We start from the raw sequence: 14,846 nt of genomic DNA, 5'->3' as shown, positions 1-14,846 counted from the left end.
TGTTAAGAAAATTGACTGAATTAATCTTTTTTAACAGAATTGCGTATTTGGTTGCCTGCAGACATTGACGCAATAGTTGCAATATGCCTTGGCCTCGGTCAGATAAGTGTTCAGAAAAATGTATATTGTCAATTAGCGTAAAGCGTACTTATGAGACTATTCGATCGGTATATTTTGGTGTTTTTTGTGCTGCTTATTATTCTTATTGGAGGATGTAAGCGCTCTAGCCTGGAAAATGTAACCTTGAGCAGTAGTTCAGGGGAGAAAGACACTACCTATGGGTATGATCCAGATCAATTGATAACCAATGATTTTGATCAAATAAAAAAGCGAGGATATCTGACAGCGATCGTGGACAATAGCTCTACCGGAATGTTTCTGTATAGAGGAGAGCCGATGGGGTATGAGTATGAGCTTCTATCGTTGTTTGCCGCTAGTATAGATCTAGAGCTCCGATTTGATATTACACCAAGTATTGAGGATGGGTTCAGAAAGTTAAATGCTGGTCATGGCGATATTTTAGCTTACAATCTCACGGTGACAAAGGATCGTCAGCGTTTCATTGAATTTACGTTGCCTCATAATTTAGTGAGACAGGTGCTTGTACAGCGCAAGCCAGATAATTGGCGAGACATGAAGCTACATGAAATAGAAAAGACCTTGTTGAGGAATCCAATTGATTTGATTGGCAAAGAGGTCTATGTCCGAAAAGGCTCTGCTTATACTACACGTTTAAGACACCTCTCCGAAGAAATTGGAGGTGACATATTGATCATTGAGGAATTCGAAGAGCTTGAGACAGAAGCGCTCATCGAAATGGTGGCGGATAGACACATCGATTATACTGTGGCAGATGAGGACGTTGCGCTTGTAAATGCTAGGTATCATCCAAATCTTGATGTAAAAACAGCCATTAGTTTTCCTCAGCAAATTGCCTGGGGAGTTCGTAAAAAATCGCCCCAACTCCTGGACACACTTAATGCCTGGATTGTAAAAATGAAACAGACCAGCGACTACTATGCTTTATATGATAAGTATTTCAAAAGCTCAAGAAAGAGCAAAGAGAGAGTGGAGAGTGATTTTTTCTCTACAGATTCCGAAAGACTTTCTCCATATGACAGTCTAATAAAGCTCAGTGCCGATAAGGTGGGGTGGGATTGGAAATTGCTGGCGGCACAAATTTCTAAAGAATCAAGATTTGACCCAGATGCTCTTTCTTGGGTGGGGGCTAGAGGATTGATGCAGATCATGCCCAAAACCGGGCAGTCCTATGGGTATAGAAATCTGTACAACCCTGATCAAAATCTAAAAGCAGGAGCTGAGCATATTTTGTGGCTACAGGATGTTTGGAGCGAGCTAGATGATACTACTGAGCGGGCTAAGTTTGTATTGGCTTCTTATAATGTAGGTCAGGGGCATGTCCAAGACGCCGCAAGGTTAGCCAAAAAGTACGGAAAGAATCCTCTGTTATGGAGCGACGTGGCGGTTTACTTACGACTCAAGTCAAAAAAGAAATACTACAATGATCCCGTGGTTAAATTTGGTTATTGCCGAGGAGATGAGCCGGTGGATTATGTCAATGATATTTTCTACCGATATAGTCGCTATCTCCAAATGGATCAGAGCGCCTCTACTTCTCAAGAGTAAGCTGATTAATTGGAATACTTCAAATTGATAACCAAAATGTTCAATTTAGGTATTATCTTTAGAATTCTTAATTCGTCCAAAATTTTCTATGAACGCGCAGCTCCACCAATTATATATAGAATACATTAAGTCTAGAAAGATTAAAATTCCGGAAGATCAATTCAATTATTTGGCGAAGTTGTATCCAGCGCTATTGGTATGTATGAGCGATGGAGTACTTGACAAGGAGGAGTGGGATGGTATCGTGATGGCTACAAGGGGGCTTTCGGCCGAATTTGTAAGATCACCGACTGATGATCGAGATATGATTGCTATGTCTTTCAGGACTGAAATCAGATACTTGCTGGACAATGTGGATAAATGGAACAAAAAATTTCTCAATGCTTTGCATGATAGCATAAAGGACAACAAACTTGATCAGGAGTTTATCATGGAGACCATGTACCTTTTTGCAAATATTACAGACGGTATTTCAGATGAAGAGCAGGAAGCCATCACCAAATTAGCTCACAGACTAGAGATCGATCAGGCTTGATACTTGGGTAGTTTCACTTGATCCAGGTAGAACAATATCCTATTTGATTTATAATTCAACGGGGCGATCTTTGTTATTTCAAGAGATTTGTGACTGATGAAAACCTCGAAGTAATTCCCATCCAATAAAAACAAATTAACCTTATATTCATAATATCTGATGTCGGTCACGAACGTACCGTTTTTGTATATATGTTGAACCTGATCCCCTTGGGACATGTTCAAAAATTGCACCTGGGTCATTTAATCATTATTGTTGTTCGTATCAATATACTTAAAAATCAAGGAAATCTTTAAGCGATTTATCGAATATTAGATCGTGTTTTTCCTGCAGAATTTCGTCCAGGTGGTTGTGATATTCACTAAATAGTGTCAGATTATTGTGTTTTCCGCCGTGGATGGGTATTAATCTGGTGGTAAGTGGAGCTTCTTTTCGCAATCTAACGCTTGAGCGGTATGGAATTAGCCCATCTTTAGTGCCGTGTATAATATACACTGGGCAACTAACGTACTTGATCCAGATGTCAGTTCGGATGTGATATTTGAGTAAAATTGACAAAGGGAGGAAAAACAACCACCTGGAGGTTAGTTGTGACAAGCTGTAATAAGGAGCATCCAGGATTAGCATTTTGGGTTGATTTTTCGAAGCGAGCTTAGCCGCAAAACCCGAGCCCATGGATCGGCCGTAAATTACAATTTTCTTCTCTGGGTACCATGCTCTTACCTGGTTGTATACATATTGACTGTCCTTATAAATGGCTTTTTCGGCCCGTTCACCAGTGCTTTTTCCAAAGCCGCGATAGTCGATTAGCAAAACTTCATAATCGTTTCGTGTGAAGTCTTTTGCATACTTGCTCCACCCTTTGATACTTCGAGTATTGCCATGGAAATAAATAACAATCCCTCTAGGCTGCTTTACGGTAAAATGGAGTCCGTTGATTCTGACACCCTCTTCAACATCAAAAAAGTGTTCTTTGAAAGGCTCATCATATTTGTACTCAAAGTCTTCGGGCAGTTTTTCCGGATGAAACATAAAATATTCCTGCACCCAATAGACCAGAAGCGAGAGTAATAAATAGATACCCAGGCCTATCCAGATATATTTTTCCATGTCATAAAATACGGGAAATTATAGCCCGCCACAAATTAATTGACAATCGACTAAGTGATCAGGCATTTTTTTTTGTCATATATGTAAACCGTGGCATATGAAAAAATCAGTAGTAATAATCGTCCTGGCTCTTCTTGCATCGGATTTAGCCTGGTGCCAGTATAGGCCCTATCATCATGAAGACTTGCAAAAGCATAAAAAGAAGAAGGTTAAAAGTTTCTCTATTCACCAAATAGAGTACGGTTATGGGATGGGAACTTATTACAAGCCACAAAAATTTCAGGGTTTGCAGGTTGTCTCCGTTAATCGCGCGGGAGGGACATTTGACGATGTGTATTTCATTGATAAAAACGGAAATACACAGTATCACACGATTCGACCGACTGCTCCTCTCAATACTTCTCCTCACGGACCGGCAAATTATGACAGTTTCAATCCAACGGGTTATAGGTATGAGTCGATTGGGCAGGCCATCATTGGAGGGGTAGGTAGTCTGCTAACGGGATTTATCAAGTAGCCTAGATCTTAATTACGTTAGTATTTTTACGACTGACCATTATTGGCGGCATATTGGCCAATATTTCCTTATGCATGGCTTCCAACAACTTTTTCTTAGCATAACTTTTCTTTACTACCAGCCCTACCTCTCGTGTGGGTACTGGTTCAGAAAACTTTCTAAGTTTCGATTGCTCATCTTTACTCAGGTCTAGTGTGAAGAGTTCAGGCAGGAGGGTATAGCCTCCTCGTCTATCGACCAGTTTTTTCAAAGCCTCTAGGGAGCCGCTTTCATAGAGGACGCGATTATTGTATCGTTCAGCCTTTTTTGCATTGCAAATATTTAGCATTTGTTTTCTAAAGCAATGGCCTTCATCCAAAATCCATAGACCCTCATTCTTTAGTTCGGCGGAGTCTATACTCTTTTGTTCGAATAGCGGATGTCTGTGTGAGACATAAGCATAAAATTCTTCGTAGAACAAGGGTATTTCTTGTAGGTCACTTTCATTAAGCGGAGTCACCAGAATGCCAATATCTATCTGATCTTTTTTTATCAGATCCAGCATATTTTCTGTCATATGCTCGCTGACCTGCAGATTGATTTTAGGGTATTTTTCTACAAATGGCGATATGAACAGTGGAACCAGGTATGGAGCGAGAGTTGGAATCACTCCGATTTTGACATCTCCCCTAATTTCGTGTTTCTCATCATCGATAATCTCAGATATTTTCTTTGATTCGGATACTATAACTCTGGCCTGCTTTAGTATTTGTTCGCCGATATCAGTAGGCTCAATCGGGTGTTTTGACCGGTCGAATAATATTACCCCCAAAGTGTCTTCAAGTTTTTGAATCTGCATACTGAGGGTCGGCTGAGTCACAAAACATTTCTCTGCAGCTATAGCAAAATGTCTATAGTTGTCTAAAGCGATGATGTATTCTAATTGTACGAGTGTCAATTCTTGTTAGATCTGAAAGTGATAAAAAAGGCCCGAATCTCGAGCCTTTATGTTATTCGATAATTTTAAACTCAACGCGCCGGTTTCTAGTTCGGTTTTCTGCCGTGTCATTTGGACCTACCGGGAGAGTTTCGCCGTAGCCGATAGACTCGAGTCTGGAAGAGCTGATACCGTTGGCGATAAAATAACTGTAGACAGACCACGCTCTTCTTTGCGATAAGTTGAGATTGTAATCGTCGTCACCGATAGAATCCGTATGACCTGAGATTTCAATTTTATTTATTTTGTTGTCGAGCATCAAAGTTAGAATTCTTTCGAGTTCGGCGTACGAAGACGTCTTAAGATCCGACTTGTCAAAGTCAAAGAAAATATTGTTCAGGGCGATGGCTACGCCTTTTTCAATAGGAGTTAGATAAAGATCCTTTTGAATATCAGTTATTTCAACCACCTCATTCAGATCCACATTTTCACTTTGTGAGAGATAACCATCTTTTTGTGCCAATATGCCATAGGTAGCCCCAGGTCTAACTTTGAATACAAAATCCCCATATTCATTGGTATCTGCATGTCCTACCGTCACACCATCAGGTAGACGCTCTACCAGCACGCTCGACACCGCTGGTTCATTGGTCTTAGAGTCGAAAACCTTACCATGTATGGTAACAAATATTTCAGTTGGATCAATTGTCGCCGGTTCATCAGAAGGTTCGACAAACAACTCATCGATTCTGAACCTAAATACGTCAGTGTTTTCATCAGTCCTGCCTCTTGTAAAATAGGCATGACTACCTGTGGATGGTATATTGAAGTATGTATCATCATCTGGTCCATTTACCCCCTTACCAAGGTTTTCTGGTTGTGACCAGTTGGTCCAGGTGTCATCCAGTCTTTTTGATACGTAGATGTCAGCTCCTCCATATCCTCTAAATCCTCTGGAAGAGAAGTACAAGGTCTCTCCGTCATGATGAAGAAAAGGGCCACTTTCTACATCCGCTGAGTTAATCGCATTGCCGAGGTTTTTTGGTTCAGACCAAGTGCCATCCGCCTGTGAAAAGGACACATAAATATCTCGATCTCCGTAAGTGTCATCGCGTTCTATAGCCATGAGAATAACTTTGGTATCAGAGCTCATATAATAATCAACCTTTTCGGAGTAATTGTAATCATTAATTACATCCAGGTTGGTAGGCTTCTCCCATTTGCCATCGCCTTTGCTGCGACTCATTGAGATACCTTGAGCCATTCGTCCTCTTTTCTCATATCTATTACCCAGAAGAAGGACAGTTTCACCATTTACCTGTGTAATTGAGCAAATGAAATTGGGTCCGGGAGTATTCAGTGGAGGACCCAGGTTTTTGGCAGGGAGCCACTCTTGAGTCTCTTCGTCCAGTTCGGAGTACCAAATATCTTCATAGTCGTCTACACCGCCGATGTTGTCTGGGTGAGACCTGCGACTAAAGTAAAGTGTTTTTCCATCTGGCGACAGTATTGGGCTTTGCTCTAGGTATTGACTGTTTACATTTTCACTTAGTTTTTCAGTGCTCAACTCTTGGTTCACATTTTTTGCTAAATCGATTAATACACTTATCGGAATATTAGATGAGGAAAGACCAATCGCATCAATACTGTTAAAACCAGGTACATTTCCACCTTTGACATCTACTCTTATATAGGCAATACGATAAGGTGTCTTTTCGAAAAACAGATTGAGCAATCTACTCTGCAGAGGTATTGGCCTTGGGTTTAAGTCAAATATCAAATATTCGTTGTCCAAAGAGTCATATGCAAAAACCTTCGATATTGCTCCAGGATTTTCTGTCTCTGCAATTGCTATTTGCTGGGCTCTAATTGGAGTGTCGAATTTTACTACGATGTATTCATCGTTGTCTGGTCTGGCAGGTCGCCATGCATTTGGACTTTCACCGCCCTTAGGATACACATTTGGCGCATGTAGGACCTGACTTGCAGCATACTGCAAAGCCGTCGTTTCAGACGTGACATGCATGACTTCAGATGCCCATTTGACTGTTTCTTGACCAAATACCTGTGAAGAAATTAATACAGCAGCTATTAGAGTGAATATGTTTCTCATTGAGGATGACTATTTATTTATCAAGGGGATAATAAAGTTATTCAATTAAATTATTGCCTAAGTATTCTTACTTCTACTCGCCTGTTTGAGGTTCGGGCTTCGTCCGTTCGTTCCCTGGTCAGCGGTTGGGTTCCTCCAAATGCCTTGGTTCGGATACGAGTTTTCTTAACTCCCTTTTTAGTAAGGTACTCTTTTACCGCATCTACACGTTCTTGCGATAACCGCAGGTTGGCTTGGGCATTGCCCTGAAAGTCCGTATGACCTTCCAATTGAATATTAATAGCTGGTCTCTCTTCTAGCCACTCCACAAAACTGTTGAGTTCGCCATATGAAGATTCATCAATAATAGCACGTCCTCTTGCGAAGATCAAATTGTGCAGGTTAAATTTTTCATGAGCTGCATCAGGTTCCATTACGAAATTTTTCTCGATCAGCTGGGTGCCGTAGTCGATCACTTCCATCTCTTCGCTTATAGTTTTAAAACCGTCTGCCTTTACATTGATAATATATTTTATGTTTTCTAACATAAATAGTTCATAGACACCATTCTGCTCATTGGTGGCTGCGATACCCATATCATCATAGTATGGCAGCTTTTCATAGAATACATTAGCTATGATAGGTGATTTGGATTCATGGTCCAGAACTGTGCCTGTGACTCGAATTAATGCTCCCTCTTCATGTGCCTGACCGACAGATTGATTAATTGGCGTAATCAAATAAAGCAGAGCTATCAAACACAGGGGGCTTTTTGAGCATACAATTTTCATAATTCAAGTAGATATTATAGAATCAAAAGTTTGATAGCCTGTAATTTAGCTATAATTTAAAAATTACTCCAATGAATGGTCATTGAATAGAAGAAAGCCTATTTGCAGCAATGCTCCCCACTGGTGTTGATCGTCGTCATAGTAGTTGACATGAAATCCTATAGGACCAACCAATGAATGATAAACAACGCCAGTACTTGCCGCATAAGAAGGGTTGAAAGATTCCCTTTCCAACACCGCTCGCTCTCCCGCTTGACCCGAAATGGATTCTAAAGTATTGAAGGCAAATCCCTCTAATCTTATTTGTAAATTTTTGTATGGAGACCAAACATTTTTTAAACTAAGAGCGACGTGCTTACGGCTTCTAAAATTTTCTAAGACCAACGTTCGGCTATCCATGAGCGGATAATATCCCGGTGAGTTTATGATTGTACTCAGCAGAGTGCCAAAGGACGGTTGATTTGAGTAAACCGCCTGGAGGCCCAAGCCCAGGTTGAATTTTTGTCCTACTGCATAGTAGCGTTCAGTTATTAGCCTAATGGAGTACCAATTGTAATTATTTACTTCCGGATTTTGAATTTGTGAAGTAGCTCCCGGTTCATATGTGCTTTCAATGATTTGATAATTCAAACTAAACTCAAATTTTGAGCCACTTGAAGCAAATTGTCTATAGTTAAAGCTATTGTGATACAGCTTGGATTCAAATCTATAACCTTTCAAACTGAGGTCATCCAGGCTAAGGTTGGTATTGACCTGTTCAAGATTGCTGAATTGATCCCTGTTTAGGATATAGGAAGCTTCGGTACTAAATCCGAGCTTGCGACTAAGAGGAAATCCGAAGAATATTCCAAATTTCCGATCTACTCTATCGAGTACAGTAAGTTCGGGCTTGCCGAGCAAATAATCGGAAAGGTTTAAAAAGTCCCGATGGTTGATCGAGATGACTGGCCCAAAGGAGAACGGTTTTTTCCCCGGTAGGATCAGGCTATTTTTGAAATAGAATGACTCATAAAATGGGCCTATGTACAACTTGGCTGAATACTGCTCCAGCACTCTAGACAATCTTTTGAAATCGAGACCAAAATATAAGTAGGAAATGTTTCTGCTGGTGAGGCTTCCTCCGATTTTGGCCCGCAGTCTTGGGTTAGATCGTCCAGATAGGCGAAAGGTGTAGCGTTCTCCTCTGTGATAGCTTGGAAAAATGTTTAAAAAGTAGTCATTGTTGATCAACCGATAATAGGCTTGTTTCCCCTGCTCCAGGTCAAAGGGCTCATTTTTATTAAAAACCTGGGTGATGTACTTTAATTTTTTATCGCTAAATCCGTCAACCTCAATCGCATCAAAAGTTGCAGGAATCTCTTTTGACAAAAATTTTTCTCTTTTTTGATTGATTTCTTCGGGTGATACACGACGTGCTATTTTCTGTTTGATCAGATCCATCTGAGCAAGCGTAGACTGATAACCAATCTCATATATCTCCTTCGCTTTGTCAAAATCCAAAGTACTGTATTCAGACAATTTTATATCTAAGAATACATCCGTGCTGTCGAGGAGGTTAGGATCACCTTTGTTGAGCATAAAGAATAATATGGACTCAGCGAGTATTTTTTCATCATCATCTTTTGGGTATTTATCAAGAATCTTGCTGCCAACGTTCACCCCTAAAATGACATCAGGATCAAAAGCCTCACGAGCAGGGGTCACAGGAAAATTGTTATATACCCCACCGTCAAACAGCAGCTCGCCATTTATTCGAACAGGTCGGTAGAGCAGCGGAATAGCCATAGACGCACGTATGGATTCATAGAGCACTCCACTATCTAGTACTACTTCCTTCTCTGTAAAGATATTAGATGCCACAGCCTTAAATGGAACCAGCAAACTGTCATAATTCCCTTGCGACACATATGATGCATGCTGCAGTTTCTCTGCTAGATTGATATTCAGTACAAAATCACGATCCAATGAAGGATCTATGCTAGCGGCAAAAATTGAATCAAATTGAAGCTTGAGAGTCAACCAGGCTGGGTCATTTGGGATATCATCAAAGCTATTTTGATACTTTTCATCGATCACACCATCTACCCAATCTTGAAGCTCCTGAGATAGCGCCAGTTCTTTAATCTGCTGTGGTGTATATCCAGCTGCATAAAAACCACCGACAATACTGCCCATAGAAGTACCCACTATATAATCAATTGGAATATTGTGTTCTTCCAGTGCCTTTAGTACGCCAGCGTGTGCCAGACCCTTGGCTCCTCCACCGCTAAGTACCAGGGCCACTTGTTGTGCCTTTGTGTAGAACGAAAGGAAAAGAGTTAAAATAAATAAATATCGTTTCACAGATAGTGAATATAATGTTGAAGATCGAAGCCGGGCTTAAAAATATCCTAAACCGACCAAAGCGGTTTGAAAAATTTAAAATAAACTAGGCAAAGCTATTTCAAAACCTATATTTGCTGCGCAGGATTAAAACCAAAATGGCTTCAAAACTATACGATAGTACTCAGTTAGACTTATATAGAAATCGATCCAAGTTCAAGTGGGTGGTTCTTGCCATATCTATCGTGATTAGCATTGTTTCTATTTATTATACCAATGTACTGGTAGAAAAAATAAAATCAAGGGAGGAAAAGCTAATCGCGCTCTATGCCAACACCCTGGAGTATTTTGCCAATCAGGAAAATAACTCGGACCTCAATTTTATTTTCGACGAAATTATTCTTTCCAACAAGTCCATACCGGTGGTAATGGCTGACGAATTGGGTAATCCTCTAGAATACAAAAACATTTCTGCAGCTGATAGAGCTACGACAAGAAAGGAACGCGATCGTATTCTAATCAATGAGATCAGAGAAATGGAAGAAGAACATGAACCACTTCTGGTGACTCTTCGGCGTGATGGAAGTATTACTGGATATCAGTTTATTTACTATAAAAACTCTCTGCTGCTTACGCAGCTCAAATATTATCCATTAACACAACTATTGGTCATTGGCATTTTTGGCATGATAGCATTTCTGGTATTCAACTATTCAAAAACTGCAGAACAGAATAAGGTTTGGGTTGGGCTGGCAAAGGAAACGGCTCATCAGCTTGGCACCCCGCTGTCATCGCTCATGGCTTGGGTAGAATATTTGAAATCAGATGAAAATCTGAAGGATATGGAAATGATAGGGGAGCTGGAGAAAGACGTCGAACGGCTCAATATGATTACCTCGCGTTTTTCTAATATAGGTTCTGAGCCTATTCTTCAAAGTACGAATGTTTATGGTCTGATAGAGGAGACTTTAAACTATCTCAAAAAAAGAATTTCAACGAGAGTAGAATTTACCCTGGTGTGTTTTCCTAATAAGGAATTGGAAGCCAATATCAATAAACCCTTATTCGAATGGGTAATCGAGAACCTTTGTAAGAATGCAGTGGACGCCATGGGAGGTGAGGGAAAAATTCATATTAAAATTCTTAAAGCCAACGAGGGACACATTATTATAGACATAGCTGATACTGGAAAGGGGATTTCTAAATCAGGTATTCAGAAAATATTTCAGCCTGGTTTCACCACCAAAAAAAGAGGGTGGGGACTTGGTTTGACTTTAGTGAAACGAATAATAGAAAACTATCACAAAGGTAAAATCTTTGTAAAAAGATCAGATGTGAATAGAGGAACAACCTTCAGAATTTCATTAAAGTCATAATCAATCAAAAAGAAATGCGATACTTGGGGAAAAACTAATTAATACCTTAACTTCGCACTCTGAAAAAACAGGACACAATTTTTCATTGAAATAAACAATTAAGTAATGGCAAATAGTGGTAAAATCACACAAGTAATTGGCCCGGTAGTAGATGTAAGCTTCGAATCTGATGGCGCTAAGGTTCCAGATATTTTGGATGCGTTGTTCGTAACCAAAGAAAATGGACAAAAAGTAGTGTTGGAATGCCAGCAACACTTAGGCGAGGATAGAGTAAGAACCATCGCGATGGAAGGTACCGAAGGATTGACAAGAGGTATGGAAGTTACGGATACCGGATCAGCGATCACTATGCCAATTGGAGACGATATTAAAGGCCGACTATTCAATGTAATCGGTGAAGCAATCGATGGTATCGAACAGCCTAAGGGAGACAAAACACTTCCTATCCACAGGCAGGCACCAGCATTCGAAGACCTTTCTACCTCTACGGAAGTATTATTTACTGGTATCAAAGTAATCGACTTGATTGAGCCTTACTCAAAAGGAGGTAAAATTGGATTGTTTGGAGGAGCTGGTGTTGGTAAGACTGTTTTGATTCAGGAGCTGATCAACAACATCGCCAAAGGACACGGTGGACTTTCCGTGTTTGCCGGAGTTGGAGAAAGAACAAGAGAAGGAAATGACTTGCTTAGAGAGATGATTGAATCAGGCATCGTGAACTACGGTGAAGAGTTCATGGAATCTATGGAAAGCGGTGGATGGGATATCTCCAAAATTGATAGAAAAAAATTAAGTGATTCAAAAGCAACTTTTGTTTTTGGACAAATGAATGAGCCTCCAGGGGCAAGAGCAAGAGTTGCTCTATCTGGTCTTACAGTTGCTGAATACTTCAGAGATGGAGATGGCGATGGACAAGGAAAAGACATTCTTTTCTTTGTAGACAACATTTTTAGATTTACTCAAGCTGGATCTGAGGTGTCTGCCCTACTAGGGCGTATGCCATCTGCGGTAGGATACCAACCTACACTGGCTACAGAAATGGGAGCCATGCAGGAGAGAATTACTTCCACGAAAAAAGGTTCGATTACTTCAGTACAGGCGGTATATGTTCCTGCTGATGATTTGACTGACCCTGCACCTGCAACTACGTTTGCTCACCTTGATGCTACAACCGTACTTTCAAGAAAAATTTCTGAGCTTGGTATTTATCCTGCAGTGGATCCTTTGGATTCTACTTCAAGAATTCTTAGCGAAGAAATAGTTGGAGCAGAGCACTATGGCTGTGCACAGCGAGTAATAGAAATTCTTCAGAGATACAAAGAACTACAGGATATCATCGCCATTCTTGGTATGGATGAATTGTCTGATGAGGACAAGGAAGTCGTACATAGAGCCAGAAGAGTACAAAGATTCTTGTCTCAGCCTTTCCATGTAGCGGAGCAGTTTACAGGCCTGAAAGGAGTATTGGTAGACATCAAAGAAACCATCAAAGGATTTAATATGATCATGGATGGCGAATTGGATCACCTTCCTGAAGCAGCGTTTAACCTTGTAGGAGGAATAGAAGAAGCGATTGCAAAAGGAGAAAAATTATTAGCAGAAGCTAAATAATTGCAACTATGTATTTGGAAATAATCACACCAGACGAGAGCGTTTTTGAAGGAGAAGTAGATTCAGCTATTTTTCCCGGAAGCGATGGATCTTTTCAAATTTTGAATGATCACGCACCATTAGTTAGTTCAGTAGGTAAAGGAGACGTGAAGATTGTTCGACAGCAAGAAAATAAGCCTGAAGAAATTCACTTCAGCATCGACGGCGGAGTCGTGGAGGTACTAAATAATAAGATTTTAGTGCTAGCGGAATCAATTGGAGAATAAGATCAGGTGTAAAAAAATGCTAAAAGCCATGAAACTTGTTTCATGGCTTTTTTTGTGTAAAACCACCACCGGTGCCACTGAAATTTGTCAATAAGTTTATGAATTTTTTGTATCTTGTTGGCTAACTATCTAATTTAATCGACTTCTAATTAGAAACACATGTCAGGCAAAACAGCATTGATCGTAGGTGCCACCGGATTGGTAGGTAGAGAGCTCTTAAACGTGCTCTTAGAGAATGATCATTACTCCAAAATATTAATTGTGGGGAGAAGTTCTCCTGGTGTGAAGGATAATAGAATTGAAGAGCTGATGATCAACTTCGATAATCTCTCTGACTATAAAGATCAGATTAGTGCAAACGACTACTACTGCTGTATCGGTACTACTATGGAAATGGCTAAATCAAAAGAGGCATTCTACCGAGTAGATTTTACATATACCCTTGAGCTTGCCAAGATGTCCATGGAGGATAGTCAATGTGATCAGTTTCATATGGTATCTTCATACGGGGCCAACGCGCAATCCGGATTATTTTATAATGCAGTCAAGGGCCAAATCGAAGATGCATTAAAAGAACTTAATATGAGGGCACTTCACATTTATCAGCCTTCTCTACTACTTGGTTATAGAAAAAATTTCAGACTATGGGAAGAGGTAGCCAAGATCGCATCAGGCGTTCTTTCCTTTTTCATAATAGGATCGAGACTAAAGTTCTGGGCAATCGAAGGTATTGAAGTAGCAAAAGCCATATACTATGTAGCGTTGAGCGGAGAAACAGGGGTACATGTGCACAAGCCTCTCGAAATGAAACGAATAGCACGCACCAAAGAATACAAAGGTGATAACAGTGTTACAGCGGACGTCTGAAGCGTCAGTACAAATAAATAATCATACGGTTGGTCAAATAGGACTTGGATTAATGATCCTGATAGGCATTGAAGAAGCCGACAATCAGGAAGATATTGATTGGCTGGTTCGCAAAATATCTAACTTGCGAATCTTTAATGATGAAAACGGAGTCATGAATCTCAGTCTGCTCGATGTGGATGGAGATGTGTTGCTCATCAGTCAGTTTACCCTACATGCTAGTACTAAGAAGGGAAATAGGCCATCTTATATCAAAGCTGCTAAACCAGAAACGGCGGTTCCATTGTATGAACGATTTATCGAGCAGTTGGAAGGCGTACTGAACAAGACTATACAGACGGGTGAGTTTGGAGCAGACATGAAAGTGGCCTTGGTAAACGACGGGCCGGTCACTATTACTCTGGATTCTAAAAACAAGCAATAATGACTATAGAAAAGGCACAAGAGCAGGTAGATGAATGGATCAAGAAGTATGGTGTGAGATATTTTAATGAGTTGACCAACCTTGCCGTACTTACCGAAGAAGTGGGTGAACTTGCGCGTATTATCTCACGTAAATATGGAGATCAGTCATTCAAGGACAAAGAAGAAGATGGCGACCTGGGGGATGAAATGGCAGATGTGCTATGGGTGCTCTTATGCCTCGCCAATCAAACAGGTGTAGATCTCACCAAGGCCTTGGAAAAAAATATCAAGAAGAAGACCCAACGCGATTCTAAGCGTCACAAGGAGAATAAAAAACTATGGAAACAAAAGCCTCCTGAAAATTAAAGACAGGGCGTTTCCAAGAATGTCA

The 14,846-nt window shown here is 40.4% G+C and carries 14 protein-coding genes; 9 read left to right on the top strand and 5 right to left on the bottom strand.

From position 1 onward, the window contains the following. The first annotated feature begins 150 nt into the window (after positions 1–150). Together ABJF11_RS07440 and ABJF11_RS07435 are read left to right on the top strand one after the other, a co-directional pair. Entirely contained in the window at positions 151–1,647 is a 1,497-nt protein-coding gene (locus tag ABJF11_RS07440; protein ID WP_348119140.1) for a transporter substrate-binding domain-containing protein, read from the top strand. 88 nt (positions 1,648–1,735) lie between these two features. After that, positions 1,736–2,182, top strand: coding sequence for a hypothetical protein (locus tag ABJF11_RS07435; protein ID WP_348119139.1), 447 nt, complete (start codon positions 1,736–1,738; stop codon positions 2,180–2,182). 273 nt (positions 2,183–2,455) lie between these two features. Here the strand turns inward: ABJF11_RS07435 and ABJF11_RS07430 are convergent, their stop codons facing one another. Beyond that, on the bottom strand, positions 2,456–3,292 hold the full coding sequence (locus tag ABJF11_RS07430; RefSeq protein WP_348119138.1) for an alpha/beta fold hydrolase: 837 nt from the start codon (positions 3,290–3,292) through the stop codon (positions 2,456–2,458). Positions 3,293–3,389: 97 nt separating this feature from the next. Here ABJF11_RS07430 and ABJF11_RS07425 point away from each other — a divergent pair, with 97 nt between their 5' ends. Then, positions 3,390–3,809 carry a hypothetical protein gene (locus ABJF11_RS07425; RefSeq protein WP_348119137.1) on the top strand — a complete coding sequence of 140 codons (420 nt, stop codon included), beginning with the start codon at positions 3,390–3,392 and terminating at the stop codon, positions 3,807–3,809. A gap of 1 nt (position 3,810) precedes the next feature. Here the strand turns inward: ABJF11_RS07425 and ABJF11_RS07420 are convergent, their stop codons facing one another. From ABJF11_RS07420 to ABJF11_RS07405, 4 genes are all read right to left on the bottom strand, one after another. Then, positions 3,811–4,746, bottom strand: coding sequence for a LysR substrate-binding domain-containing protein (locus ABJF11_RS07420; RefSeq protein WP_348119136.1), 936 nt, complete (start codon positions 4,744–4,746; stop codon positions 3,811–3,813). 52 nt (positions 4,747–4,798) lie between these two features. Beyond that, a complete protein-coding gene (locus ABJF11_RS07415) occupies positions 4,799–6,838 on the bottom strand; it encodes an OmpA family protein (RefSeq protein WP_348119134.1) in 2,040 nt (679 codons plus the stop codon). Between the two features lie 50 nt (positions 6,839–6,888). Next, positions 6,889–7,608 (bottom strand): OmpA family protein, encoded by a 720-nt coding sequence (locus tag ABJF11_RS07410; RefSeq protein ID WP_348119133.1) that lies wholly within the window; start codon positions 7,606–7,608, stop codon positions 6,889–6,891. A 63-nt stretch (positions 7,609–7,671) separates the two neighbouring features. Beyond that, positions 7,672–9,951, bottom strand: coding sequence for a patatin-like phospholipase family protein (locus ABJF11_RS07405; protein ID WP_348119131.1), 2,280 nt, complete (start codon positions 9,949–9,951; stop codon positions 7,672–7,674). Positions 9,952–10,088: 137 nt separating this feature from the next. On the opposite strand from ABJF11_RS07405, the gene ABJF11_RS07400 reads away from it, so the two are divergent. The 6 genes from ABJF11_RS07400 to ABJF11_RS07375 all read left to right on the top strand — a co-directional run bounded on the left by ABJF11_RS07400 (position 10,089) and on the right by ABJF11_RS07375 (position 14,821). Continuing rightward, positions 10,089–11,306, top strand: a complete 1,218-nt coding sequence (locus ABJF11_RS07400) for an ATP-binding protein (protein WP_348119130.1) — start codon at positions 10,089–10,091, stop codon at positions 11,304–11,306. Between the two features lie 105 nt (positions 11,307–11,411). Continuing rightward, positions 11,412–12,917: a F0F1 ATP synthase subunit beta gene (gene atpD, locus ABJF11_RS07395; protein ID WP_348119127.1), complete on the top strand. Its 1,506-nt coding sequence runs from the start codon at positions 11,412–11,414 to the stop codon at positions 12,915–12,917. An 8-nt stretch (positions 12,918–12,925) separates the two neighbouring features. Further along, positions 12,926–13,183 carry an ATP synthase F1 subunit epsilon gene (atpC, locus tag ABJF11_RS07390; protein WP_348119126.1) on the top strand — a complete coding sequence of 86 codons (258 nt, stop codon included), beginning with the start codon at positions 12,926–12,928 and terminating at the stop codon, positions 13,181–13,183. 159 nt (positions 13,184–13,342) lie between these two features. Then, positions 13,343–14,050, top strand: coding sequence for an NAD-dependent epimerase/dehydratase family protein (locus tag ABJF11_RS07385; protein ID WP_348119125.1), 708 nt, complete (start codon positions 13,343–13,345; stop codon positions 14,048–14,050). Next, complete coding sequence (dtd, locus tag ABJF11_RS07380) at positions 14,022–14,474, top strand: D-aminoacyl-tRNA deacylase (RefSeq protein WP_348119123.1); 453 nt, start codon at positions 14,022–14,024, stop codon at positions 14,472–14,474. Before ABJF11_RS07385 ends, dtd begins: the two co-directional genes overlap by 29 nt. Further along, positions 14,474–14,821, top strand: coding sequence for a nucleotide pyrophosphohydrolase (locus ABJF11_RS07375; RefSeq protein WP_348119121.1), 348 nt, complete (start codon positions 14,474–14,476; stop codon positions 14,819–14,821). Before dtd ends, ABJF11_RS07375 begins: the two co-directional genes overlap by 1 nt. The last annotated feature ends 25 nt before the right edge of the window (positions 14,822–14,846 follow it).

This window comes from Reichenbachiella sp. (genome assembly GCF_039941815.1).
GTDB lineage: Bacteria > Bacteroidota > Bacteroidia > Cytophagales > Cyclobacteriaceae > Reichenbachiella.
This window is presented reverse-complemented; position numbering and strand designations above follow the sequence as displayed.